This window comes from Pseudomonas putida (assembly GCA_029953615.1).
Taxonomy (GTDB): domain Bacteria; phylum Pseudomonadota; class Gammaproteobacteria; order Pseudomonadales; family Pseudomonadaceae; genus Aquipseudomonas.
In genome coordinates, this window is record CP124529.1 from 3,019,435 (window position 1) to 3,043,745 (window position 24,311).

General features: G+C 60.1%; 17 protein-coding genes, 2 tRNA genes, 3 rRNA genes and 1 pseudogene. 21 read left to right on the top strand and 2 right to left on the bottom strand.

Annotation, left to right across the window (positions count from 1 at the left end):
* The first annotated feature begins 110 nt into the window (after positions 1-110).
* The 10 genes from QIY50_13770 to QIY50_13815 all read left to right on the top strand — a co-directional run bounded on the left by QIY50_13770 (position 111) and on the right by QIY50_13815 (position 12,607).
* Complete coding sequence (locus QIY50_13770; GenBank protein WGV18560.1) at positions 111-1,457, top strand: aspartate aminotransferase family protein; 1,347 nt, start codon at positions 111-113, stop codon at positions 1,455-1,457.
* A gap of 73 nt (positions 1,458-1,530) precedes the next feature.
* Complete coding sequence (locus tag QIY50_13775; GenBank protein WGV18561.1) at positions 1,531-3,024, top strand: CoA-acylating methylmalonate-semialdehyde dehydrogenase; 1,494 nt, start codon at positions 1,531-1,533, stop codon at positions 3,022-3,024.
* A 561-nt stretch (positions 3,025-3,585) separates the two neighbouring features.
* Positions 3,586-5,122 (top strand): 16S ribosomal RNA (locus tag QIY50_13780).
* 85 nt (positions 5,123-5,207) lie between these two features.
* Positions 5,208-5,284, top strand: a tRNA-Ile gene (locus QIY50_13785).
* 26 nt (positions 5,285-5,310) lie between these two features.
* Positions 5,311-5,386: transfer RNA gene (locus QIY50_13790), tRNA-Ala, on the top strand.
* Positions 5,387-5,628: 242 nt separating this feature from the next.
* A 23S ribosomal RNA gene (locus QIY50_13795) occupies positions 5,629-8,520 on the top strand.
* Positions 8,521-8,656: 136 nt separating this feature from the next.
* Positions 8,657-8,772: ribosomal RNA gene (gene rrf, locus QIY50_13800) — 5S ribosomal RNA — on the top strand.
* The 16S, 23S and 5S rRNA genes sit together here with 2 tRNA genes alongside, the layout of an rRNA operon.
* 272 nt (positions 8,773-9,044) lie before the next feature.
* Positions 9,045-9,704 (top strand): paraquat-inducible protein A, encoded by a 660-nt coding sequence (locus QIY50_13805; protein ID WGV18562.1) that lies wholly within the window; start codon positions 9,045-9,047, stop codon positions 9,702-9,704.
* Complete coding sequence (locus QIY50_13810) at positions 9,691-10,314, top strand: paraquat-inducible protein A (protein WGV18563.1); 624 nt, start codon at positions 9,691-9,693, stop codon at positions 10,312-10,314. The genes QIY50_13805 and QIY50_13810 overlap by 14 nt, the downstream gene beginning before the upstream one ends.
* On the top strand, positions 10,307-12,607 hold the full coding sequence (locus tag QIY50_13815) for an MlaD family protein (GenBank protein WGV18564.1): 2,301 nt from the start codon (positions 10,307-10,309) through the stop codon (positions 12,605-12,607). The genes QIY50_13810 and QIY50_13815 overlap by 8 nt, the downstream gene beginning before the upstream one ends.
* Before the next feature lie 253 nt (positions 12,608-12,860).
* On the opposite strand, the gene rpsT is transcribed toward QIY50_13815, so the two are convergent.
* The gene (gene rpsT / locus QIY50_13820; GenBank protein WGV18565.1) at positions 12,861-13,139 is read right to left on the bottom strand and encodes a 30S ribosomal protein S20; all 279 of its coding nucleotides are present in this window, start codon (positions 13,137-13,139) and stop codon (positions 12,861-12,863) included.
* Positions 13,140-13,389: 250 nt separating this feature from the next.
* Between rpsT and murJ the strand changes: the two genes are divergently transcribed.
* From murJ to ispH, 6 genes are all read left to right on the top strand, one after another.
* The gene (gene murJ, locus QIY50_13825; GenBank protein ID WGV18566.1) at positions 13,390-14,928 is read left to right on the top strand and encodes a murein biosynthesis integral membrane protein MurJ; all 1,539 of its coding nucleotides are present in this window, start codon (positions 13,390-13,392) and stop codon (positions 14,926-14,928) included.
* Positions 14,929-15,046: 118 nt separating this feature from the next.
* Entirely contained in the window at positions 15,047-15,997 is a 951-nt protein-coding gene (gene ribF, locus QIY50_13830) for a bifunctional riboflavin kinase/FAD synthetase (GenBank protein ID WGV18567.1), read from the top strand.
* Positions 15,994-18,825: an isoleucine--tRNA ligase gene (ileS, locus tag QIY50_13835; protein ID WGV18568.1), complete on the top strand. Its 2,832-nt coding sequence runs from the start codon at positions 15,994-15,996 to the stop codon at positions 18,823-18,825. Before ribF ends, ileS begins: the two co-directional genes overlap by 4 nt.
* The gene (lspA, locus tag QIY50_13840; GenBank protein WGV18569.1) at positions 18,818-19,333 is read left to right on the top strand and encodes a signal peptidase II; all 516 of its coding nucleotides are present in this window, start codon (positions 18,818-18,820) and stop codon (positions 19,331-19,333) included. The genes ileS and lspA overlap by 8 nt, the downstream gene beginning before the upstream one ends.
* Positions 19,326-19,763 carry an FKBP-type peptidyl-prolyl cis-trans isomerase gene (gene fkpB, locus QIY50_13845; GenBank protein ID WGV18570.1) on the top strand — a complete coding sequence of 146 codons (438 nt, stop codon included), beginning with the start codon at positions 19,326-19,328 and terminating at the stop codon, positions 19,761-19,763. Before lspA ends, fkpB begins: the two co-directional genes overlap by 8 nt.
* 14 nt (positions 19,764-19,777) lie before the next feature.
* Positions 19,778-20,725, top strand: coding sequence for a 4-hydroxy-3-methylbut-2-enyl diphosphate reductase (ispH, locus tag QIY50_13850; GenBank protein WGV18571.1), 948 nt, complete (start codon positions 19,778-19,780; stop codon positions 20,723-20,725).
* Between the two features lie 133 nt (positions 20,726-20,858).
* Here ispH and QIY50_13855 read toward each other — a convergent pair whose 3' ends face one another.
* A complete protein-coding gene (locus tag QIY50_13855; GenBank protein ID WGV23054.1) occupies positions 20,859-21,374 on the bottom strand; it encodes a GspH/FimT family pseudopilin in 516 nt (171 codons plus the stop codon).
* A gap of 109 nt (positions 21,375-21,483) precedes the next feature.
* On the opposite strand from QIY50_13855, the gene QIY50_13860 reads away from it, so the two are divergent.
* The 5 genes and pseudogenes from QIY50_13860 to thiO all read left to right on the top strand — a co-directional run bounded on the left by QIY50_13860 (position 21,484) and on the right by thiO (position 24,310).
* A complete protein-coding gene (locus QIY50_13860) occupies positions 21,484-21,666 on the top strand; it encodes a prepilin-type N-terminal cleavage/methylation domain-containing protein (GenBank protein WGV18572.1) in 183 nt (60 codons plus the stop codon).
* Positions 21,663-22,306: pseudogene (locus QIY50_13865) on the top strand (prepilin-type N-terminal cleavage/methylation domain-containing protein). The gene QIY50_13860 and the pseudogene QIY50_13865 overlap by 4 nt, the downstream one beginning before the upstream one ends.
* Positions 22,303-22,767 carry a hypothetical protein gene (locus QIY50_13870; GenBank protein WGV18573.1) on the top strand — a complete coding sequence of 155 codons (465 nt, stop codon included), beginning with the start codon at positions 22,303-22,305 and terminating at the stop codon, positions 22,765-22,767. Before QIY50_13865 ends, QIY50_13870 begins: the two are co-directional and overlap by 4 nt.
* A gap of 1 nt (position 22,768) precedes the next feature.
* Positions 22,769-23,158 carry a type IV pilin protein gene (locus QIY50_13875; GenBank protein WGV18574.1) on the top strand — a complete coding sequence of 130 codons (390 nt, stop codon included), beginning with the start codon at positions 22,769-22,771 and terminating at the stop codon, positions 23,156-23,158.
* A gap of 54 nt (positions 23,159-23,212) precedes the next feature.
* Positions 23,213-24,310, top strand: coding sequence for a glycine oxidase ThiO (thiO, locus tag QIY50_13880; protein WGV18575.1), 1,098 nt, complete (start codon positions 23,213-23,215; stop codon positions 24,308-24,310).
* The last annotated feature ends 1 nt before the right edge of the window (position 24,311 follow it).

Sequence of the window (24,311 nt, forward strand, 5' to 3'; positions counted from 1 at the left end):
TCAGGGCCTGTCTGAAGATTAGAAATGTTGGCTTTTTCAGACTTTATCGCCGTGCCAATTTAGCTGCAACAACATCCATCGTTGCCTAATCGTCTTCCGAGGAACCGCCGATGAACATGCCCGAAACCGCTACCGCCGGGATCGCCAGCCAGCTCAAGCTGGATGCCCACTGGATGCCCTACACCGCCAACCGCAACTTCCAGCGCGACCCCCGTCTGATCGTGGCGGCCGAAGGCAGCTACCTGTTCGACGACCAAGGGCGCAAGATTTTCGATGCCCTGTCCGGCTTGTGGACCTGTGGCGCTGGGCACACCCGCAAGGAAATCACCGAAGCGGTGGCTCGCCAGATCGGCACCCTTGACTACTCCCCGGCCTTCCAGTTCGGCCACCCGCTGTCGTTCCAGCTGGCCGAGAAGATCACCGAGCTGACCCCGGGCGACCTGAACCATGTGTTCTATACCAACTCCGGTTCCGAGTGCGCCGACACCGCGCTGAAGATGGTGCGTGCCTACTGGCGCCTGAAGGGCCAGGCTACCAAGACCAAGATCATCGGCCGCGCCCGTGGCTACCACGGTGTGAACATCGCCGGCACCAGCCTGGGTGGCGTCAACGGTAACCGCAAGCTGTTCGGCCAACTGCTGGATGTCGACCACCTGCCTCACACCGTGCTGCCGGTGAACGCCTTCTCCAAAGGCATGCCGGAAGAGGGCGGTATTGCCCTGGCTGACGAGATGCTCAAGCTGATCGAGCTGCACGACGCCTCCAACATCGCTGCCGTGATCGTCGAGCCACTGGCGGGTTCGGCTGGTGTGCTGCCGCCGCCGAAGGGTTACCTGAAGCGCCTGCGTGAAATCTGCACCCAGCACAACATCCTGCTGATCTTCGACGAAGTGATCACCGGCTTTGGCCGCATGGGCGCGATGACTGGCTCCGAAGCTTTCGGCGTGACCCCGGACCTGATGTGCATCGCCAAGCAGGTGACCAACGGCGCCATCCCGATGGGCGCGGTGATCGCCAGCAGCGAGATCTACCAGACCTTCATGAACCAGCCGACCCCGGAGTACGCCGTGGAATTCCCACACGGGTATACCTACTCGGCCCATCCGGTAGCTTGTGCCGCCGGTATCGCCGCGCTGGACCTGCTGCAGAAGGAAAACCTGGTGCAGGCCGCCGCCGAGCTGGCGCCGCACTTCGAAAAACTGCTGCATGGCGTGAAGGGCACCAAGAACATCGTCGATATCCGCAACTACGGCCTGGCCGGCGCGATACAGATCGCTGCCCGCGACGGTGATGCCATCGTGCGTCCGTACGAAGCGGCGATGAAACTGTGGAAGGCAGGCTTCTATGTACGCTTCGGTGGCGACACCCTGCAGTTCGGCCCAACCTTCAACACCACGCCGCAGGAGCTGGACCGCCTGTTCGACGCAGTGGGCGAAACCCTGAACCTGATCGACTGATCGTTCCGATTCTGATGCCAGGCGCGTGAACACATCGCGCGCCTGCCTCTACCTTCTTTATCTGGAGTTTTGCATGAGCATTGTTCAGCACCTGATCCACGGCGAACTGGTTACCAAGGGTGAGCGCACCGCCGATGTCTTCAACCCGTCCACCGGCCAGGCCGTGCGCAAGGTCGAGCTGGCCAGCCGCGCGACCGTGCAGGAAGCGATCGACTCGGCCAAGGCGGCCTTCCCGGCCTGGCGCAACACCCCTCCGGCCAAGCGCGCCCAGGTGATGTTCCGCTTCAAGCAACTGCTGGAACAGAACGAAGCGCGTATCGCGCAGATGATCAGCGAAGAGCACGGCAAAACCCTGGAAGATGCCGCCGGCGAACTGAAGCGTGGCATCGAGAACGTCGAGTTCGCCTGCGCCGCGCCAGAAGTGCTGAAAGGCGAGTACAGCCGTAACGTCGGCCCGAACATCGATGCCTGGTCCGACTTCCAGCCGCTGGGCGTGGTTGCCGGTATTACCCCGTTCAACTTCCCGGCCATGGTACCGCTGTGGATGTATCCACTGGCCATCGCCTGCGGTAACGCCTTCATCCTCAAACCGTCCGAGCGCGACCCGAGTTCGACCCTGTTCATTGCCCAGCTGCTGCTGGAAGCAGGCCTGCCGAAGGGCATCCTCAATGTGGTGCACGGTGACAAGGAAGCGGTGGATGCGCTGATCGAAGCGCCGGAAGTGAAGGCCTTGAGCTTCGTCGGTTCGACGCCGATCGCCGAGTACATCTACGCTGAAGGCACCAAGCGCGGCAAGCGTGTGCAGGCCCTGGGTGGTGCGAAGAACCATGCGGTACTGATGCCGGATGCCGACCTGGACAATGCCGTCAGCGCGCTGATGGGCGCGGCCTACGGTTCGTGTGGCGAGCGTTGCATGGCCATTTCGGTGGCGGTGTGCGTGGGCGATCAGGTGGCCGACGCCCTGATTGCCAAACTGGAGCCGCAGATCAAGGCACTGAAGATTGGTGCCGGCACCTCATGCGGCCTGGACATGGGCCCGCTGGTGACGGCTGCTGCCCGTGACAAGGTCGTGGGCTACATTGATGACGGTGTTGCTGCTGGTGCCAAGCTGGTGGTGGATGGCCGTGGCTTCCGTGTGGCCGGTAACGAGGATGGCTACTTCGTTGGTGGCACCCTGTTCGACAAGGTGACCCCGGAGATGCGCATCTATAAGGAAGAGATCTTCGGCCCGGTACTGTGCGTAGTGCGGGTGAACAGCCTGGAGCAGGCCATGCAACTGATCAACGATCACGAGTATGGCAACGGCACCTGTATCTTCACCCGTGACGGTGAAGCGGCGCGCCTGTTCTGCGACGAGATCGAAGTGGGCATGGTCGGTGTGAACGTACCGCTGCCGGTGCCGGTGGCCTACCACAGCTTTGGTGGCTGGAAGCGCTCGCTGTTCGGTGATCTGCATGCTTATGGCCCGGATGGGGTGCGTTTCTATACCCGTCGCAAGGCAATTACCCAGCGCTGGCCACAGCGGGCCAGCCATGAGGCGTCGCAGTTTGCGTTCCCTAGTTTGTAAGGGATGAAGCAGAAGCGGGGAGGCCGGCAGGCCTCCCCGCTTTACTTTTTAAGCGATATGAAGGTTTCTTGAAATTAAAGGTTGACGCCCTCTCGAATCCCCTTATAATGCGCCCCACTTCCAGCGACGCCGGAACGACAAACTCCTTGAGATTCAATGAGTTAGATAGTCAAGGCGAAGTTGTAAGGGCTCCGATCAAATGATCGACAGCGGTTGAGATGGTGGTTGACAGCGCTTCTAAACGCTGTATGATTCGCCTCCCGCTACGAGAGATCGCAGCGAGTCAAGTGTTTGAAGCTAAACGAGTTTCTCGCAAAAAACTTCAAAATAAACGCTTGACAGGCCATGAGGAAAGCGTAGAATGCGCGCCTCGGTTGAGACGAAAAGCTCTTAACCAAACGCTCTTTAACAAATCGAATCAAGCAATTCGTGTGGGTGCTTGTGAGTACGGACTGATAGTCACAAAGATTATCAGCATCACAAGTGGCCATGCGAGAAATCACATAGTCATTTGAGATTGCTGAGCCAAGTTTAGGGTTTCTTAAAAACCCAAGCAGTATTGAACTGAAGAGTTTGATCATGGCTCAGATTGAACGCTGGCGGCAGGCCTAACACATGCAAGTCGAGCGGATGACGGGAGCTTGCTCCTTGATTCAGCGGCGGACGGGTGAGTAATGCCTAGGAATCTGCCTGGTAGTGGGGGACAACGTTTCGAAAGGAACGCTAATACCGCATACGTCCTACGGGAGAAAGCAGGGGACCTTCGGGCCTTGCGCTATCAGATGAGCCTAGGTCGGATTAGCTAGTTGGTGGGGTAATGGCTCACCAAGGCGACGATCCGTAACTGGTCTGAGAGGATGATCAGTCACACTGGAACTGAGACACGGTCCAGACTCCTACGGGAGGCAGCAGTGGGGAATATTGGACAATGGGCGAAAGCCTGATCCAGCCATGCCGCGTGTGTGAAGAAGGTCTTCGGATTGTAAAGCACTTTAAGTTGGGAGGAAGGGCAGTAAGTTAATACCTTGCTGTTTTGACGTTACCGACAGAATAAGCACCGGCTAACTCTGTGCCAGCAGCCGCGGTAATACAGAGGGTGCAAGCGTTAATCGGAATTACTGGGCGTAAAGCGCGCGTAGGTGGTTCGTTAAGTTGGATGTGAAAGCCCCGGGCTCAACCTGGGAACTGCATCCAAAACTGGCGAGCTAGAGTACGGTAGAGGGTGGTGGAATTTCCTGTGTAGCGGTGAAATGCGTAGATATAGGAAGGAACACCAGTGGCGAAGGCGACCACCTGGACTGATACTGACACTGAGGTGCGAAAGCGTGGGGAGCAAACAGGATTAGATACCCTGGTAGTCCACGCCGTAAACGATGTCAACTAGCCGTTGGAATCCTTGAGATTTTAGTGGCGCAGCTAACGCATTAAGTTGACCGCCTGGGGAGTACGGCCGCAAGGTTAAAACTCAAATGAATTGACGGGGGCCCGCACAAGCGGTGGAGCATGTGGTTTAATTCGAAGCAACGCGAAGAACCTTACCAGGCCTTGACATGCAGAGAACTTTCCAGAGATGGATTGGTGCCTTCGGGAACTCTGACACAGGTGCTGCATGGCTGTCGTCAGCTCGTGTCGTGAGATGTTGGGTTAAGTCCCGTAACGAGCGCAACCCTTGTCCTTAGTTACCAGCACGTCATGGTGGGCACTCTAAGGAGACTGCCGGTGACAAACCGGAGGAAGGTGGGGATGACGTCAAGTCATCATGGCCCTTACGGCCTGGGCTACACACGTGCTACAATGGTCGGTACAGAGGGTTGCCAAGCCGCGAGGTGGAGCTAATCTCACAAAACCGATCGTAGTCCGGATCGCAGTCTGCAACTCGACTGCGTGAAGTCGGAATCGCTAGTAATCGCGAATCAGAATGTCGCGGTGAATACGTTCCCGGGCCTTGTACACACCGCCCGTCACACCATGGGAGTGGGTTGCACCAGAAGTAGCTAGTCTAACCTTCGGGAGGACGGTTACCACGGTGTGATTCATGACTGGGGTGAAGTCGTAACAAGGTAGCCGTAGGGGAACCTGCGGCTGGATCACCTCCTTAATCGACGACATCAGCCTGCTGATGAGCTCCCACACGAATTGCTTGATTCATTGTAAAAGACGATGCTGTAACGCGACCCTGTTATAGGTCTGTAGCTCAGTTGGTTAGAGCGCACCCCTGATAAGGGTGAGGTCGGCAGTTCAAATCTGCCCAGACCTACCATTACATGGTTTAGCCGTAGAGAATACGGGGCCATAGCTCAGCTGGGAGAGCGCCTGCCTTGCACGCAGGAGGTCAGCGGTTCGATCCCGCTTGGCTCCACCACTTTCGTAGTACGCAGTTACTTGTCAGAACTTAGAAATGAACATTCAGTTCGAATGTTGATTTCTGACTTTTGTCAGATCGTTCTTTAAAAATTCGGATATGTGATAGATATAGACTGATGACCAGTTTCACTGCTGGAAATCAGGCTAAGGTAAAATTTGTGAGTTCTGCGCGAAAGCGCAACATGCGAATTTTCGGCGAATGTCGTCTTCACAGTATAACCAGATTGCTTGGGGTTATATGGTCAAGTGAAGAAGCGCATACGGTGGATGCCTTGGCAGTCAGAGGCGATGAAAGACGTGGTAGCCTGCGATAAGCTTTGGGGAGTCGGCAAACAGACTGTGATCCAGAGATCTCTGAATGGGGGAACCCACTCAGCATAAGCTGAGTATCTTGTACTGAATACATAGGTGCAAGAGGCGAACCAGGGGAACTGAAACATCTAAGTACCCTGAGGAAAAGAAATCCACCGAGATTCCCTTAGTAGTGGCGAGCGAACGGGGACCAGCCCTTAAGTTGATTTGAGATTAGTGGAACGCTCTGGAAAGTGCGGCCATAGTGGGTGATAGCCCCGTACACGAAAATCTCTTGTCAATGAAATCGAGTAGGACGGAGCACGAGAAACTTTGTCTGAATATGGGGGGACCATCCTCCAAGGCTAAATACTACTGACTGACCGATAGTGAACCAGTACCGTGAGGGAAAGGCGAAAAGAACCCCGGAGAGGGGAGTGAAATAGAACCTGAAACCGTATGCGTACAAGCAGTGGGAGCCTACTTTGTTAGGTGACTGCGTACCTTTTGTATAATGGGTCAGCGACTTATATTCAGTGGCGAGCTTAACCGAATAGGGGAGGCGTAGCGAAAGCGAGTCTTAATAGGGCGTTTAGTCGCTGGGTATAGACCCGAAACCGGGCGATCTATCCATGGGCAGGTTGAAGGTTAGGTAACACTGACTGGAGGACCGAACCGACTACCGTTGAAAAGTTAGCGGATGACCTGTGGATCGGAGTGAAAGGCTAATCAAGCTCGGAGATAGCTGGTTCTCCTCGAAAGCTATTTAGGTAGCGCCTCATGTATCACTCCAGGGGGTAGAGCACTGTTTCGGCTAGGGGGTCATCCCGACTTACCAAACCGATGCAAACTCCGAATACCTGGAAGTGCCGAGCATGGGAGACACACGGCGGGTGCTAACGTCCGTCGTGAAAAGGGAAACAACCCAGACCGTCAGCTAAGGTCCCAAAGTCATGGTTAAGTGGGAAACGATGTGGGAAGGCTTAGACAGCTAGGAGGTTGGCTTAGAAGCAGCCACCCTTTAAAGAAAGCGTAATAGCTCACTAGTCGAGTCGGCCTGCGCGGAAGATGTAACGGGGCTCAAACCATGCACCGAAGCTACGGGTGTCATCTTTGATGACGCGGTAGAGGAGCGTTCTGTAAGCCTGTGAAGGTGAGTTGAGAAGCTTGCTGGAGGTATCAGAAGTGCGAATGCTGACATGAGTAACGACAATGCGAGTGAAAAACTCGCACGCCGAAAGACCAAGGTTTCCTGCGCAACGTTAATCGACGCAGGGTTAGTCGGTCCCTAAGGCGAGGCTGAAAAGCGTAGTCGATGGAAAACAGGTTAATATTCCTGTACTTCCAGTTATTGCGATGGAGGGACGGAGAAGGTTAGGCCAGCCTGGCGTTGGTTGTCCAGGTTTAAGGTGGTAGGCTGAAATCTTAGGCAAATCCGGGATTTCAAGGCCGAGAGCTGATGACGAGTTGCCTCTAGGCGACGAAGTGGTTGATACCATGCTTCCAAGAAAAGCTCCTAAGCTTCAGATAACTGGGAACCGTACCCCAAACCGACACAGGTGGTTAGGTAGAGAATACCAAGGCGCTTGAGAGAACTCGGGTGAAGGAACTAGGCAAAATGGCACCGTAACTTCGGGAGAAGGTGCGCCGGCGAGGGTGAAGGACTTGCTCCGTAAGCCCATGCCGGTCGAAGATACCAGGCCGCTGCGACTGTTTATTAAAAACACAGCACTCTGCAAACACGAAAGTGGACGTATAGGGTGTGACGCCTGCCCGGTGCCGGAAGGTTAATTGATGGGGTTAGCGCAAGCGAAGCTCTTGATCGAAGCCCCGGTAAACGGCGGCCGTAACTATAACGGTCCTAAGGTAGCGAAATTCCTTGTCGGGTAAGTTCCGACCTGCACGAATGGCGTAACGATGGCGGCGCTGTCTCCACCCGAGACTCAGTGAAATTGAAATCGCTGTGAAGATGCAGTGTATCCGCGGCTAGACGGAAAGACCCCGTGAACCTTTACTATAGCTTTGCACTGGACTTTGAATTTGCTTGTGTAGGATAGGTGGGAGGCTTTGAAGTGGGGACGCCAGTTCTCATGGAGCCATCCTTGAAATACCACCCTGGCAACTTTGAGGTTCTAACTCAGGTCCGTTATCCGGATCGAGGACAGTGTATGGTGGGTAGTTTGACTGGGGCGGTCTCCTCCCAAAGAGTAACGGAGGAGTACGAAGGTGCGCTCAGACCGGTCGGAAATCGGTCGTAGAGTATAAAGGCAAAAGCGCGCTTGACTGCGAGACAAACACGTCGAGCAGGTACGAAAGTAGGTCTTAGTGATCCGGTGGTTCTGTATGGAAGGGCCATCGCTCAACGGATAAAAGGTACTCCGGGGATAACAGGCTGATACCGCCCAAGAGTTCATATCGACGGCGGTGTTTGGCACCTCGATGTCGGCTCATCACATCCTGGGGCTGAAGCCGGTCCCAAGGGTATGGCTGTTCGCCATTTAAAGTGGTACGCGAGCTGGGTTTAGAACGTCGTGAGACAGTTCGGTCCCTATCTGCCGTGGACGTTTGAGATTTGAGAGGGGCTGCTCCTAGTACGAGAGGACCGGAGTGGACGAACCTCTGGTGTTCCGGTTGTCACGCCAGTGGCATTGCCGGGTAGCTATGTTCGGAAGAGATAACCGCTGAAAGCATCTAAGCGGGAAACTTGCCTCAAGATGAGATCTCACTGGGATCTTGAATCCCCTAAAGGGCCGTCGAAGACTACGACGTTGATAGGTTGGGTGTGTAAGCGCTGTGAGGCGTTGAGCTAACCAATACTAATTGCCCGTGAGGCTTGACCATATAACACCCAAGCAATTTGCGCACGAAAGCCAAATTGTGGTGGTGAAGACGAAAGAACCGAAAGTTCGCAACTTCACAGAGATCACATATCCGAATTAGCCAAGAGTGTTCAAAAGGCATTCTGGCAACAGAATTTCTTGACGACCATAGAGCATTGGAACCACCTGATCCCATCCCGAACTCAGCAGTGAAACGATGCATCGCCGATGGTAGTGTGGGGTTTCCCCATGTGAGAGTAGGTCATCGTCAAGATTCATTTCGCAAAACCCCTATCTGCACATGCAGGTAGGGGTTTTGTCTTTGTGGCGCAAAAATCTCCAGCCCTACGCAATCCCCTGTGTAGGAGCGGGCAAGCCCGCGAAGCAGGCGACGCGGTGCATGGCACCGGCTACGCCGGTGTTCGCGGCCACGGCCGCTCCCACAGGGGACCGCTCCAGCAACCCTGTCAGTCTGACCGGCGATCTCCTCCCACAATTCGAGCCAGAACACTAGAATAGCCCCACGCACCTATTCAGAAGCGCTATATGCCCAATCCTGTCGAACCTGAAACCCTGGCCCAGTTGCCGCTGGACGAGCTTGTCGCTTGCCACGAATGCGACCTGCTACTGCGCAAGCCTGTGCTCCAGCATGATGAGAAGGCACAATGCCCGCGCTGCGGCTACGAGCTCTACGCCCATCGGCACAATGTGGTCAACCGCAGCCTGGCCTTGGTACTCACCGCCCTGCTGCTGTTTGTGCCGGCCAATTTCCTGCCGATCATGCAGCTGCACCTGCTTGGCCAGACGTCGGACGATACCGTCTGGAGTGGCGTGCTGGGCCTGTACAATTCGCAAATGCGCGGTGTGGCCGTGGTGGTGTTCCTCTGCAGCATGGCCATACCGTTGGCAAAACTGCTCTGCCAGCTGTTCGTGCTATTGAGCATCCGCCTGAACGTGGGGCGTAACTTCGGCCTGCTGTTCTACCGCATCTATCACCACTTGCGGGACTGGGGCATGCTCGAGGTCTATTTCATGGGCGTGTTGGTGGCCATCGTCAAACTGGTGGACCTTGCCGAACTGACCGTGGGCCTGGGGCTGTTCTGCTTCATCAGCCTGTTACTGATCCAGGTTTGGCTCGAAGTGGTGATGTCACCGCACCAGATCTGGAGTGCGCTATCAGGGGAGGACCTGCATGCGGGCGATTGATGCAGGCATTCTTGTCTGCAATGAATGTCACGAGCTGAACCGGCAACAGCCAGGCAGCACCTCACAAACCTGTACACGCTGCGGCGCCATCGTGCATGCCCGTCGGCCGAACAGCATCGCGCGTACCTGGGCGCTGCTGATTGCCGCGTCGATCCTGTACATCCCGGCCAACATGCTACCGATCATGACCGTGAGCACTCTGGGCCAAGGCAGCCCCGACACGATCATGTCCGGCGTCATCACCTTGCTCAAGCATGGCATGTTGCCGATTGCTGCCGTGGTGTTCATTGCCAGTATCCTGGTGCCCACGTTCAAGCTGGTGGGCATTGGCTTGCTGTTGTACTCCGTTCAGCGTCGGCAACCGCTTTCGGCGCGGCAGCGGATATTGATGTACCGCTTCATCGAATTCATTGGGCGCTGGTCCATGCTCGATATCTTCGTTATCGCCATTCTGGTGGCGGTGGTGAATTTCGGCCGAATAGCCAGTGTCGAAGCCAACCTGGGCGCTGTAGCCTTTGCAACTGTGGTGATCCTCACAATGCTTGCCGCTTTAACTTTTGATCCCCGACTGATTTGGGATAACACGGAGTCGGATGACGACCATGAGTGACCTGCCAACGGCTAAAACCCGCCCAGCCTCGAACTGGTCGGCCATCTGGATCCTGCCTTTGATCGCCTTGATGATTGGTGGCTGGCTTGCGTGGCAGGCTTACCGTGATGCCGGTGTGGAAATTGAAGTCCGCTTCGAGTCGGGCGAAGGTATCGTCGCCAACAAGACTGAGGTGATCTACAAGGGCATGCCGGTGGGCAAGGTCAAAAGCCTGGTGCTCGACGCCAAGGGTGAGAACCAGGGGGTGATCGCCACCATCGAGATGAACAAGGCTGCCGAGCCGCATCTGACCAAAGGTACGCGTTTCTGGCTGGTGAAGCCGAGCGTCAGCCTGGCGGGTATCTCCGGCCTTGAAACACTGGTGTCAGGCAACTATATCGCGGTCAGCCCGGGGGAGGGGGAGCGCACCAAGCGTTTTACTGCCTTGAAGGTGGCGCCACCGCTGTCGGACACCGAGCCCGGCCTGCACCTGACCCTCAAGGCCGAGCGGCTGGGCTCGCTCAACCGTGACAGCCCGGTGTTCTACAAGCAGATCCAGGTGGGCCGGGTTAAAAGCTATCGGCTGTCCGAGGACCAGAGCACCGTCGAGATCAAAGTCTTCATCGAGCCGGCCTATGCCAGCCTGGTGCGCAAGCACACGCGTTTCTGGAACGCCAGCGGCGTCAGCATCGATGCATCGCTCTCGGGCGTGAAAGTGCGTAGCGAATCGCTGTCGAGCATTGTCGCCGGTGGTATCGCCTTTGCCACACCGGAACACCGCAAGGACAGCCCACCCACAGACTCGAACCTGCCGTTCCGTCTGTATGAAGACTTCGACGCGGCCCAGGCCGGTATCCGGGTAAAGGTCAAGCTGAGCGATTACGAGGGCCTGCAGGCGGGCCGTACGCCAGTGATGTACAAGGGCATCCAGGTGGGCTCGCTGAAATCCCTGACGATGGCAGACAACCTGGCCAGTGCGTCGGCCGAGCTGACGTTGGACCCGTTGGCCGAGGATTATCTGGTCGAGGGCACGCAGTTCTGGGTGGTCAAGCCATCGATTTCCCTGGCGGGTATCACCGGCCTGGAGGCGCTGGTCAAGGGCAACTACATCGCCATTCGCCCTGGTGACAAGGGCGCGCGGCCCGAGCGTGAGTTCGAAGCCCGCGCCAAGGCGCCCCCGCTCGACCTCAAGGCACCAGGCTTGCACATGGTGTTGTTCGCCGACACCCTGGGTTCGCTGGAGGTTGGTAGCCCGGTCATGTACCGCCAGGTGAAGGTGGGTAGCGTGCAGAGCTACCAGTTCGCGCGCAACAGCAACCGCATCCTGATTGGTGTGCATATCGAGAAGGAGTACGAAAAGCTGGTCAATGGTTCGTCGCGCTTCTGGAATGTCAGTGGTATCACCCTGACAGGCGGCCTGTCGGGCATCAAGATCAAGAGTGAATCACTGCAGACCCTGATGGCCGGCGGTATCGCGTTCGACACACCACGGCCCGATGTGCCGCTCAAGCGCCACATTCCACGCTTCCGCCTGCATGACAGCCAGGACGCGGTCAACCGCGCGGGTACGTTGATCACCATTCGTGTGGACCGTGCCGATGGCCTCAAACCGGGCACGGCGATTCGCTTCCGTGGCCTGGATGTGGGCAGCATCGAAAGCGTCGACCTGACCGATGACCTGCAAGCGGTGCTGCTGCGGGCGCGCATTACCGAAGCGGCCGACCGTATCGCCCGGGTCGGTACGCAGTTCTGGGTGGTCAAGCCAGCCTTTGGCCTGGTGCGCACGCAGAACCTCGACACTCTGGTGGGTGGGCAGTATCTGGAAGTGCAGCCGGCTGCCAAGGACCGTGGGCCACAGCGCGATTTCATCGCCTTGGCCGACGCCCCGCAGGTGGCAGGGCCTGAAGTCGGCCTACCGTTGACGCTGAGCGCTCCGCGCCGTGGCTCGATCAAGCCGGGTGTGCCGGTGACCTACCGTGAGGTAGCGGTGGGCAAGGTGACAGGCTTCGAGTTGGGCCAGAGCGCTGACCGCGTGTTGATCCATATCCTGATCGAGCCACGCTATGCGGCCCTGGTGCGCAGCGGCAGCCGCTTCTGGAACAGCAGTGGCTTCGGTTTCGACTGGGGGCTGTTCAAGGGGGCTACGGTGCGTACCGAGTCGGTGGAGACGTTGATCGACGGCGGTATCGCCTTTGCCACGCCGGATGGCGAGCAGATGGGCAACCCGGCACGGCCGCAGCAGACATTCGCCTTGTTCGACAAGGCCGAGGATGAATGGCTGCAGTGGGCGCCGAAGATTCAGATAGCCAAGTAACATTTGGCAAGCACGGCCCTGCTTTTTGTAGGAGCGGCCTTGTGTCGCGATCGGGCTGCGCAGCGGCCCCTCGGTTTCAGCGTCGATGCTGATATTGCTGGGGCTGCTGCGCAGCCCGATCGCGACACAAGGCCGCTCCTACAAAGGCGGATCGGCGATATTGCACAGGTCGCAGCAGGGGGGCGGCGATGTTGCACAAATCGCAGGCAACAAAAAGCCGACCCTAGGGTCGGCTTTTCGACTAGCGCGTCGCTTAGGCAGCTGCAGCTTCTTTCAGCGCCTTGATGTGGCCATTCAGACGGCCTTTGTGACGAGCAGCCTTGTTCTTGTGGATGATGCCCTTGTCGGCCATACGGTCGATTACAGGCACAGCCAGAACGTAAGCGGCTTGCGCTTTTTCGGCGTCTTTTGCGTCGATGGCTTTGACTACATTCTTGATGTAGGTGCGGACCATGGAACGCAGGCTGGCGTTGTGGCTGCGACGCTTCTCAGCCTGTTTTGCACGTTTCTTGGCGGAAGGTGTGTTGGCCACCGTCGAGCTCCTCGAAAGACTTTAGGTAAATAGCAAACAAAATAGGCCGCGAATCATGCCGATCAGTCGGACGGATGTCAAGGCCACCTGCAAGGTTCCGCCGAGCGGTGCGCCAACAAGAGGGAAATATTCCTTTCTGCTGCGCGACCTGTAAACTCGGGAATTTTTGGCTCCCCTGCGAAGGCGCGGGAGTATCGCACATTCGGACGCTGTCTGGCAGCGTCCTCTGCCCTTGGCGTGAATCTTTTCGATGAACCTGCTCAAATCCCTGGCTGCGGTAAGCTCGATCACCATGATTTCGCGGGTGCTGGGCTTTGTCCGTGACACCATCCTGGCGCGTGTATTCGGCGCCGGCATCGCCACCGATGCCTTCTTTATTGCCTTCAAGCTGCCCAACCTGCTGCGGCGCATCTTCGCCGAAGGTGCGTTTTCCCAGGCGTTCGTGCCGATCCTGGCCGAGTACAAGACCCAGCAAGGCGAGGAGGCCACCCGTACCTTCGTCGCCTATGTCAGCGGCCTGCTGACCCTGGTGCTGGCGCTGGTGACGGCCATCGGCATCCTGGCGGCACCTTGGGTGGTGTGGGCGACAGCGCCGGGTTTTGTCGACAGCGCCGAAAAATACCAGCTGACCACCGCCCTGTTACGGGTGACTTTTCCTTATATATTGCTGATCTCGCTGTCGTCCCTGGCCGGTGCGATCCTCAATACCTGGAACCGCTTCTCGGTGCCGGCCTTTACCCCGACCCTGCTGAATGTGGCGATGATCGCCTTCGCCGTGCTGCTCACGCCGTATTTCGACCCGCCAATCATGGCCCTGGCCTGGGGCGTGCTGGCCGGTGGCCTGGCGCAGTTGCTGTACCAGCTGCCAGCGCTGAAAAAGATCGGCATGCTCGTGCTGCCACGCCTGAATCTGCGCGATGCCGGCGTATGGCGGGTGCTCAAGCAGATGCTGCCGGCGATACTCGGGGTGTCGGTGAGCCAGATCTCGCTGATCATCAACACCATCTTTGCCTCCTTCCTGGTGGCCGGCTCGGTGTCGTGGATGTACTACGCCGACCGCCTCATGGAGCTGCCTTCCGGCGTGCTGGGGGTAGCCCTGGGTACCATACTGCTGCCGACCCTGGCCAAGACCTACGCCAACAAGGATCGTGAGGAATACTCGCGGATCCTCGACTGGGGCCTGCGCCTGTGCTTCCTGCTGGTGTTGCCCTGCACCCTGGCCCTGGCCATCCTCGCCGAGCCATTGACCGTGGCGCTGTTCCAGTACGGCAAGTTCACGGCCGTCGATGCAGCCATGACCCAGCGGGCGCTGATCGCGTATTCCGTGGGCTTGCTGGCGATCATTCTGGTCAAGGTACTGGCACCCGGCTTCTATGCGCAGCAGAATATCCGCACACCGGTAAAGATCGCGGTATTCACCCTGGTCTGCACCCAAGTGTTCAACCTGGCCCTGATCGGCCCGCTCGCGCATGCCGGCCTGGCCCTGGCGATCAGCCTGGGGGCCTGCCTGAACGCCGGCTTGCTGTTCTGGAAGCTGCGCAGCCAGCAGCTGTTCCAGCCGCAGCCAGGCTGGGCGATGTTCCTGATCAAGCTGGTGCTGGCGGTGGGGCTGATGTCGGCGGTGTTGCTGGCCGGCATGCATTACCTGCCGGCCTGGGAGCAGGGCAACATGCTCGAGCGCCTGGTGCGCCTGGGGGCTCTGGTGCTGGCGGGCGTCGTGACCTATTTCGGCTGCCTGTACCTGTGCGGCTTCCGGCCCCGGCATTTCGCCCGCAAGGCCTTGCATTGAGGCATCGGGCGGGTCAGGCGTCGGTTTTTCGCATTCCATGCCACCCTTGGGCGCTGCTGCCTGTCACCGGCGCCCGGGTGTGGTTATAATCGGCCACTTTATGAGCAAGAAGCGCGTTATGCAGCTGGTTCGAGGTCTTCACAACCTGCGCCCCGAGCACCGGGGCTGTGTCGCCACCATTGGCAACTTCGACGGGGTTCACCGCGGCCACCAGGCGATCCTGGCGCGTCTGCGCGAGCGCGGCCAGGCCTTGGGCCTGCCGACCTGTGTGGTGATCTTCGAACCGCAACCACGCGAGTACTTCGCCCCCGACACCGCGCCGGCCCGGCTGGCCCGCCTGCGCGACAAGATCGAGCTGCTGACGGCCGAAGGTATCGACCGGGTGCTGTGCCTGGCGTTCAACCAGCGCCTGAGCAAGCTCAGCGCCGACGCCTTCGTCAAGGCCATCCTGGTCGACGGCCTGGGTGTACGCCACCTTGAAGTGGGCGATGACTTCCGCTTCGGTTGCGACCGTGCCGGCGACTTCGCCTTCCTGGTTGGCGCTGGCGAGCAATACGGTTTCACCGTCGAGGCCGCCAACACGGTGATCCAGGATGGCCTGCGGGTCAGCAGCACCGAAGTGCGCAAAGCCCTGGCCGATGGCAACTTCGAGCTGGCCGAGCACCTGCTGGGCCGCCCGTACCGCATCACCGGCCGCGTGCTGCATGGCCAGAAGCTGGCCCGCCAGCTCGGCACACCTACCGCCAACATCCAGCTCAAGCGCCGCCGCGTGCCGCTGTCCGGGGTCTACCTGGCCAGCATCGAAATCGACGGCAAGGCCTGGCCGGGTGTCGGCAATATCGGCGTGCGTCCCACCGTTGCCGGTGACGGGCGCCCGCACCTGGAAATTCATCTGCTGGATTATGCCGGCGACCTGTATGGCCGGCGCCTGACGGTGGAGTTCCACCACAAGCTGCGTGAAGAGCAGCGATTCGCCTCCCTGGAGGCGCTGAAGTCGGCGATCGATGCGGATATCGCCGCCGCACGTGCACATTGGCACGCTCAACCGCTAACGAAGAGCCTGAAATGACCGACTACAAAGCCACGCTTAACCTTCCGGACACCGCCTTCCCCATGAAGGCCGGCCTGCCTCAGCGCGAACCGCAGATCCTGCAGCGCTGGGACAGCATTGGCCTGTACCAGAAGCTGCGCGAAATTGGCAAGGATCGTCCCAAGTTCGTCCTGCACGACGGCCCGCCCTATGCCAACGGCAAGATTCACATCGGTCATGCGCTGAACAAGATCCTCAAGGACATGATCGTCCGTTCCAAGACCCTGGCCGGCTTCGATGCGCCGTACGTGCCGGGCTGGGACTGCCATGGCCTGCCGATCGAGCACAAGGTCGAGGTCACCCACGGCAAGCACCTGTCCGCCGACCGCACCCGCGAGCTGTGCCGCGAGTATGCCGCCGAGCAGATCGAAGGGCAGAAGACCGAGTTCATCCGCCTGGGCGTGCTGGGTGACTGGGACAACCCGTACAAGACCATGAACTTCGCCAACGAGGCCGGCGAAATCCGCGCCCTGGCCGAAATGGTCAAGCAAGGCTTCGTGTTCAAGGGCCTGAAGCCGGTGAACTGGTGCTTCGATTGCGGCTCGGCCCTGGCCGAGGCCGAAGTGGAGTACGCCGACAAGAAATCGCAGACCATCGACGTTGCCTTCCCGGTAGCCGACGAGGCCAAGCTGGCCGCTGCCTTCGGCCTGGCTTCGCTGGCCAAGCCGGCCGCCATCGTGATCTGGACCACCACCCCGTGGACCATCCCGGCCAACCAGGCGCTGAACATCCACCCGGAGTTCAAGTACGCCCTGGTCGACACCGGCGAGCGCCTGCTGGTACTGGCCGAAGAGCTGGTCGAGGCGTGCCTCAAGCGCTACAGCCTGGAAGGCTCGGTCATCGCCACCGCCCAAGGTTCGGCGCTGGAACTGATCAACTTCCGCCACCCGTTCTATGACCGCCTGTCGCCAGTCTACCTGGCCGACTACGTCGAACTGGGTGCCGGTACCGGCGTGGTGCACTCCTCGCCAGCCTACGGTGAAGACGACTTCGTTACCTGCAAGCGCTACGGCATGGTCAACGACGACATCCTCACCCCGGTGCAGAGCAACGGCGTATACGTCGACTCGCTGCCATTCTTCGGTGGCCAGTTCATCTGGAAGGCCAACCCGGCCATCGTCGACAAACTGAGCGAAGTCGGTGCGCTGATGCACACCGAAACCATCAGCCACAGCTACATGCACTGCTGGCGCCACAAGACGCCGCTGATCTACCGCGCCACCGCGCAGTGGTTCGTGGGCATGGACAAGCAGCCGACCACCGGCGAGCCGCTGCGTGAGCGTGCGCTGAAAGCCATCGAGGACACCAAGTTTGTCCCGGCCTGGGGCCAGGCGCGCCTGCATTCGATGATCGCCAACCGCCCGGACTGGTGCATCTCGCGTCAGCGCAACTGGGGTGTGCCGATCCCGTTCTTCCTGCACAAGCAGACCGGCGAGCTGCACCCGCGCACCGTCGAGTTGATGGAAGCCGTGGCCAAGCGCGTCGAACAGCAAGGCATCGAGGCCTGGTTCAAGCTGGACGCCGCCGAACTGCTGGGTGCTGAAGCCGAGCAGTACGACAAGATCACCGACACCCTCGATGTGTGGTTCGACTCGGGTACCACCCACTGGCACGTGCTGCGTGGCTCGCACGACATCGGCCACGCCACCGGCCCGCGTGCCGACCTTTATCTGGAAGGTTCCGACCAGCACCGCGGCTGGTTCCACTCGTCCCTGCTGACCGGTTGCGCCATCGACGGCCACGCGCCGTACCGCGAGCTGCTGACCCATGGTTTCACCGTGGACGAGAACGGCCGCAAGATGTCCAAGTCGCTGGGCAACACCATCGAGCCGGAGAAGGTCAACAACACCCTGGGTGCCGACATTCTGCGCCTGTGGGTAGCCGCTACCGACTATTCCGGTGAAATGGCCGTTTCCGAGCAGATCCTGCAGCGCAGCGCCGACGCCTACCGCCGTATCCGCAACACTGCACGCTTCCTGCTGTCCAACCTGTCCGGCTTCGACCCGGCCCGCGACCTGCTGGCCCCGCAAGACATGTTGGCGCTGGACCGCTGGGCGGTGGACCGCACCTTGCTGCTGCAACGCGAACTGGAAGAGCACTACAGCGAGTACCGTTTCTGGAACGTCTACTCCAAGGTGCACAACTTCTGCGTGCAGGAACTGGGCGGCTTCTACCTCGACATCATCAAGGACCGCCAGTACACCACCGGCGCCAACAGTGTCGCCCGCCGTTCCTGCCAGACCGCGCTGTACCACATCAGCGAAGCGCTGGTGCGCTGGATCGCGCCGATCCTGGCGTTCACCGCCGACGAAATCTGGCAGTACCTGCCGGGCGAGCGCAACGAGTCGGTGATGCTCAATGGCTGGTACGAGGGCCTGAGCGAGCTGCCGGAAGGCACCGAGCTGGACCGCGCCTACTGGGACCGCGTGATGGCCGTCAAGGCATCGGTCAACAAGGAGCTGGAAAACCAGCGTACCGCCAAGGTCATCGGCGGCAACCTGCAGGCCGAAGTCACCCTGTACGCCGACGAAGGCCTGAGTGCCGACCTGGGCAAGCTGGGCGACGAGCTGCGTTTCGTGCTGATCACCTCGGCCGCCAGCGTAGTGCCATTCGCACAGGCGCCGGCCGAAGCCGTGGCCACCGAAGTGGAGGGCCTCAAGCTGCAAGTGGTCAAGTCCGGTCACGCCAAGTGCGGCCGTTGCTGGCACTTCCGCGCCGACGTCGGCAGCCACCCGGAGCACCCGGAAATCTGCGGCCGTTGCGTCGACAACCTGAGCGGTTCCGGCGAGGTGCGCCACTATGCCTAACCCTGTAGCGGGGCGCTTCGGGCGCCTTGCATGGCTTTGGCTGAGCCTGGTGGTACTGGTCCTCGACCAGGCCACAAAGCTGTATTTCAACAATGCCCTGACCATGTACCAGCAGGTTGTCGTCATCCCTGACTACTTCAGCTGGACCCTGGCCTACAACACCGGTGCGGCGTTCAGCTTCCTGGCGGAAAGCTCCGGCTGGCAGCGCTGGCTGTTCGCCCTGATTGCCGTGGCGGTCAGTGCCGTGCTGGTGGTCTGGCTCAAGCGCCTGGGGCGCAACGAGACCTGGCTGGCCGTGGCGCTGGCGCTGGTGCTGGGTGGCGCGATCGGCAACTTGTACGACCGCGTTGTGCTCGGCCATGTGGTCGACTTCATCCTGGTGCACTGGCAGAACCGCCATTACTTCCCGGCCTTCAACCTGGCCGACAGCGCCATCACCGTTGGTGCGGTGATGCTGGCGCTGGATATGTTCAAGAGCAAGAAGTCCGAGGATCCGGTCCATGACTGACACCCGTATCGGCCAGAACACCGAAGTCACCCTGCACTTCGCGCTGCACCTGGAAAACGGCGACACCGTCGACAGCACGTTCGACAAGGCTCCTGCCACCTTCAAGGTCGGCGATGGCAACCTGCTGCCAGGTTTCGAGAACGCCCTGTTCGGTTTCAAGGGCGGTGACAAGCGTACCGTCGTGGTGGCCCCGGAGAACGCCTTCGGCCAGCCCAACCCGCAGAACGTGCAAGTCATGCCGCGGTCCCAGTTCGAGGGCATGGAGTTGTCCGAAGGGCTGTTGATCATCTTCAACGACGCCGCCAACACCGAGCTGCCGGGTGTGGTCAAAGCGTTCGACGACGACCAGGTGACCATCGACTTCAATCACCCACTGGCTGGCAAGACCCTGACCTTCGAGGTGGAGATCCTCGAGGTGAAGGCCCTGTAAGCCTGGAGCCGAGCATGCAAATCAAACTCGCCAACCCTCGCGGCTTCTGCGCGGGGGTCGACCGGGCGATCGAGATCGTCAACCGCGCGCTGGAAGTCTTCGGCCCGCCGATCTATGTGCGTCACGAAGTGGTGCACAACAAGTTCGTGGTGGAAGACCTGCGCAACCGTGGTGCCATCTTCGTTGAAGAGCTGGACCAGGTGCCGGACGATGTCATCGTCATCTTCAGTGCCCACGGCGTTTCCCAGGCCGTGCGCCAGGAAGCCGCTGGCCGTGGCCTGAAAGTGTTCGATGCCACCTGCCCGCTGGTGACCAAGGTGCACATCGAAGTGGCCAAGTACAGCCGCGACGGCCGCGAGTGCATTCTCATCGGTCACGAAGGGCACCCGGAAGTCGAAGGCACCATGGGCCAGTACGACGCCAGCAACGGCGGTGCCATCTACCTCGTCGAAGACGAGGAAGATGTTGCCAACCTGCAGGTGCGCGACCCGGACCACCTGGCCTTTGTTACCCAGACCACGCTGTCGATGGACGACACCAGCCGTGTCATTGACGCCCTGCGTGCGCGCTTCCCGAACATCGGTGGCCCGCGCAAGGACGACATCTGCTATGCCACCCAGAACCGCCAGGACGCGGTCAAGCAACTGGCGGACGAGTGCGACGTGGTACTGGTGGTGGGCAGCCCGAACAGCTCCAACTCCAACCGCCTGCGCGAGCTGGCCGAGCGCATGGGCACCCCGGCCTATTTGATCGACGGTGCCGAGGACCTGCAACGTGGCTGGTTCGACCAGGCGGCGCGAATTGGCATTACCGCCGGTGCTTCTGCCCCCGAAGTGCTGGTGCGTGGCGTGATCGAGCAGCTAAAGGCCTGGGGCGCCAGCGGTGCTGAAGAACTGGATGGGCGGGAGGAAAACATCACCTTCTCAATGCCCAAAGAGCTGCGGGTTCGCTCGCTGATCTGATCGCGCTTTCGGGGGCACGTCTGTAGGAGCGGCCTTGTGTCGCAAAAGGGCTGCAACGCAGCCCCAGGATTTCAGCGTTGGAGCTGGTATTGCCGGGGCCGCTTTGCGGCCCTTTCGCGACACAAGGCCGCTCCTACAGTGACCGCGCCGACCTGTTAATGGCGTTTTTGCATTGGGAGTCTTTTGGCTCTCCCGTAAGCACCTTGACCCTGCCAGTTGATGCCAGCACCACTTGATACTGGCTAGTTGCGGTCAAGCGCTCGCAAACCTCCATCGTTGAACCAAACCAATTGTTGTTCGGCCCCAGCGGCACCCCTTGCGCACTGAACTTCAGTTGTGCGCCGCCATTGCTGGTGATCTTCAGCGGCCGTGAAAGACGCTGCTCGCGCAGCACCTGCTGGTTATGCTCCAGCATTACCCGCCAACCATTACCCCAATTGCCATCCAGCGCCTGCACCAGCACCGACTGGCTTTGCAGCATGGCATGGCTGCGCGCACTGCGCAGTGTCTGCGCCAGGTCACGCGCAGCCGCCGCCCTGTGTAGGTCATCGCTCAACCTGGCGTAGGCCGGCATGCCGAGCTGAGTCAGCAATACGGCCACCGCCAAGGCCGACAACATTTGTATCAGTGTTACACCCCGTTGCTTCACCGTGCGTTCTTCCCTGGAAGTGCTTGGCTGTAGCTTCACGGTCGTTGGACAAGCGGTCCAGTCGCCCGGGTTCAATGCCATTGCGGGAAAAGTCGCAGGAGGTGCAGGGATGTACGCCAGGCAACGGGGCATGACGCTCCTCGAAGTGTTATTGGCCATATTGGTCGTGGGCGTGGGCATGTTCGCAGCGGCAGGCCTGCAACTGCAGGCATTGCAGGCAAGCGACAGCGCGCGCCGCGATGGGCAGGCGGCGATCGCAACGCACAGTGAGCATGAACGGAGCAGGCGGTGAGGCGCCGCCAGGGTGGTTTCGGCTTGCTTGAGCTGACGCTGGCGCTGTCCATCGGGTTGATGCTGCTGGCGGCGGCCAGCCAGCTCTTCGTCTCTGCTCACCAGGCTTGGCGCCTGCAAGGTACAGCAGTGCGCATGCAGGATGAGGCGCGGCTGGCATTGCTGCGCATGGCGCAGGATATCCGTATGGCGGGGATGTTTGGTTGCCTGCGGATTGCGCCTCGCGACTTCAAGGCGTCGGGCGCTCAGCTGGCGTTCGCCCGCCCGCTGGATGTTGATACCGGCACCCTGAGCCTGGTGGTGGCAGAGTTGCCCGGACAGGCTGGCAAGAGTGACTGGCTTTTGCAGACGGACTGTATCGGGGAGGTGCTTGTGCAATCCGAGCGCGATGAGCGATACCCGTTGACGCGTACCCCATTAGCAAATATGTTTATCAGCTTCAGGGCAATACGCTGAAGTTCAAGCGAGGAAAACACTTTCAGCCGTTGGTAGAGAATGTGCGAGCGGCGCGTTTCGAACGTGTGCAAACGTCGCATGGAGAGCGGGTAGATATTGCCCTGACGTTATACGAACCCACGCTCAGGCTCGAGCAACATCATGAACTGAGCGTGGCGTTGCGCAACCCGGTACCGGGACCATGAAGCGTCAACGCGGTGTCGTGTTGCTGTTGGCGCTGGTGTTGAGCCTGCTGCTAGGTGTGCTGGCGGCCTCGGCCTTGCGCGAAGCTGTGGTTGAAACACGCATGGCCGGCGACATGCATGGTGGCCTGCTGGCATTTGAAGAGGCTGAGGCAACCTTGCAGGCGGGGGCGAGCGAACTTGATCGGGCCCCCCCTGATCCATGCACGGCGTGCCCTCCACCAACCCGGCCGCACGACCTGTCGGGGCAGTGGCAGCACACGGCATCCGGTTACTTCCATATACAGAACCTGGGCCCCAGCACTCGCGCCGCACACATGCCGGAAGGGCAGCAGGTCACCCTGTTCCGGATAACTGCCGTCAGCCGGCAAATCCAGTCACGGCATGTACTGGAAGCCGTCTACGCAGTGGCCGGCGACACAACCCGGCGCATTGCCTGGCGGCAGAGATTGCGAGGAGACTGACATGCAGCAAGGCTTGAGCCTGATCGAGTTGTTGATTGTACTGGCCGTGACCGGCATTCTGGCAGCCATTGCCTACCCCAGTTACAACGACCAGTTACGGCGAGCCGCGCGCAGCGAAGTGGTTGGCCTGCTGCATGATGCCGCCCTGCGCCTGGAGCGCCACCGTGCAAGCACGGGCCAATACGCCGAGGGCGACCCGGCCATGCCCGACGGTACCCGCTATTACAGCCTGCAGGCCCGGCGCGACAGCGACACCTTCACGCTGCACGCCCGGCGGCTGCCGGGCGGGCTGATGGCGCAGGACCGCTGTGGCGATTTCCAGCTCGACCAGGCCGGCGTGCGGCGCAATCCGGGTGCCGTCGAAGACGGCGTGCACTGTTGGGGAAGCTGAAGGTTGGATGATGCCCGGTGCATCGCGGATTTACTTCAGGTGTTGGATCGACAGATGAGCAAGCAAGTAGTGGTGGTCGGCGGCGGGGTGATCGGCCTGCTGACAGCATTCAACCTGGCGGCGAAGGTCGGGCAGGTGGTGGTGTGTGACCAAGGTGAAGTCGGCCGCGAGTCGTCCTGGGCCGGCGGTGGCATCGTCTCGCCGCTGTACCCGTGGCGCTACAGCCCGGCCGTGACTGCCTTGGCACACTGGTCGCAGGACTTTTATCCACAGCTGGGCGAGCGCTTGTTCGCCAGTACCGGCGTCGACCCGGAAGTGCACACCACCGGCCTGTACTGGCTCGACCTGGATGATGAGGCCGAAGCGCTGGCCTGGGCCGAGCGCGAGCAGCGGCCGTTGAGTGCAGTGGATATCTCGGCGGCCTATGACGCAGTGCCAGTGCTGGGCCCAGGCTTCAGGCGTGCCATCTACATGGCCGGCGTGGCCAACGTGCGTAACCCGCGCCTGGTGAAGTCGCTCAAGGCTGCGTTGCTGGCGTTGCCCAACGTGACCTTGCGTGAGCACTGCCAGATTACCGGTTTCGTCCAGCAAGGCGGCCGCGTGACCGGTGTGCAGACGGCAGATGGTGTGCTGGCGGCGGATGAAGTGGTGCTCAGTGCCGGCGCCTGGAGTGGCGACCTGCTGCGCACGCTTGACCTTGAGCTGCCGGTTGAGCCGGTGAAGGGCCAGATGATTTTGTTCAAGTGCGGCGAAGACTTCCTGCCGAGCATGGTGCTGGCCAAGGGGCGCTATGCGATCCCGCGGCGTGATGGGCATATTCTGGTGGGCAGCACGCTGGAGCATGCCGGGTATGACAAGACCCCGACCGAGGACGCGCTGGCAAGCCTGAAGGCGTCGGCGGTGGAATTATTGCCTGAGCTTGAAGGGGCCGAGGTGGTGGCGCACTGGGCCGGGCTGCGGCCGGGGTCGCCGGAAGGTATTCCGTACATCGGGCCGGTGCCGGGGCATGCGGGGTTGTGGCTGAACTGCGGGCATTACCGCAACGGGCTGGTGCTGGCGCCGGCTTCGTGCCAGCTGTTTACCGACCTGTTGACCGGGGCAGCGCCGATCATTGACCCGGCGCCGTATGCGCCAGCCGGGCGTTTGGGCTGAT